This window comes from Paraburkholderia sp. BR14312 (assembly GCF_040948675.1).
Classification (GTDB): Bacteria; Pseudomonadota; Gammaproteobacteria; order Burkholderiales; family Burkholderiaceae; genus Paraburkholderia; species Paraburkholderia nodosa_A.
The window spans coordinates 1-893 of sequence record NZ_JBFPKI010000063.1 but is presented as its reverse complement, the minus strand read 5'-3'; the positions used below and the strand labels follow the sequence as shown (position 1 = coordinate 893).

At 60.6% G+C, this 893-nt stretch carries 1 protein-coding gene; it reads right to left on the bottom strand.

Annotated elements, in window-relative coordinates; translation table 11 throughout:
* Positions 1-28 precede the first annotated feature (28 nt).
* Positions 29-893: IS110 family transposase (locus AB3X98_RS42000; RefSeq protein WP_368610454.1), on the bottom strand; the 865-nt coding region annotated here is incomplete at its 5' end.

Here is an 893-nt window from a genome sequence, read left to right as displayed (position 1 = left end):
GCTGTTTCACTGCTAATAGCGGGACTTGTCAATCCGTCAAGCTGGATCGCGTAGGCACATGGTTCGCCTGAAAGGGCTGATTTCGTATCAGCATGGCCCACGCCGTCCGTGCATTCTTTGCCGCGAGCGCCACAGCAGCGATATTTTTGTGCCGGCGTCGACACAGTTTCATCACCCAGGAATCAGCCATTTCGGGTTTGCTGGCTGCCATACGAATAACCGCGCGGGCGCCGTGAATCAGAAGTGTTCGTAATGCCGTATCGCCGCGCTTGCTGATGCCCAGCAGACGCGGCGTGCCGCCCGAAGAATGCTGACGCGGCACCAAACCCAGCCATGCAGCAAGTTCGCGGCCGCTGCGAAAAGATCTGGCGTTGCCGATCGAGGCTGCGAGGGCCGACGCGGTAAGTGGCCCGATCCCGGGTATTGTTTCGAGAAGCCGACCGGGCGCATCCGTGCGATGGATGACGCGGATACGACCTTCGAGCTCAGCCACCTTGCTGCCAAGTTCGCGCAAGTGCTCGACGAGCATCTGGATTAACGCCCGGAACGGCTCAGAATGCCCATCGTCACGAGTGGAAAGAGCGGCCATGGCCCGTTGGCCAAGCAGTTGGATACCCTGTGGCAGCACGATGCCGAATTCGCCAAGAAGCCCGCGGATTTGGTTGGCAAGTGCTGTGCGTGATTTGACTAGCCCGGCGCGCGCGCGATGCAGCGACAGCACTGTCTGTTGCGCCTGCGTCTTGAGCGGTACAAAGCGCATGTTCGGTCGCGTTATCGCCTCGCAGATTGCTTCGGCATCGGCCGCGTCGGTCTTGTTGCTCTTTACGTAAGGCCGGACGAACTGCGGGGCGATCAGTCGAACGGTGTGTCCGAGCTTGGTGAGCTCACGCCCC